Source organism: Streptomyces iakyrus (assembly GCF_000717055.1).
Lineage (GTDB): Bacteria > Actinomycetota > Actinomycetes > Streptomycetales > Streptomycetaceae > Streptomyces > Streptomyces iakyrus.
Genome location: NZ_JNXI01000176.1, coordinates 1 through 211, shown reverse-complemented (window position 1 = coordinate 211; position 211 = coordinate 1). Strand labels below are relative to the sequence as shown.

General features: G+C 71.1%; 1 pseudogene. It reads right to left on the bottom strand.

Going from position 1 to position 211, the window contains the following annotated elements:
* Positions 1–211 (bottom strand): annotated as a pseudogene (locus tag OO68_RS42005) (IS200/IS605 family accessory protein TnpB-related protein); the annotation flags it as partial.

Here is a 211-nt window from a genome sequence, read left to right as displayed (position 1 = left end):
GGCCCGCAGCCGGGCGGTGGGCATGCCGGAGATCAGCTTGCGGAACGTCCTGCGGCGGCCGTGCTTCTCGCGGGTCTTCTCCGCGGTGAAGTCGAGGTCCTCGACCGCGATCGCGAGGTGGTGGCGTCGGGCGAAGTGCAGCAGGCGGATCAGGGCGTGGCGGATCTGGGCGTCGCGATGTGCGGCGGTGCCGGACAGGTCGTAGTCGAAG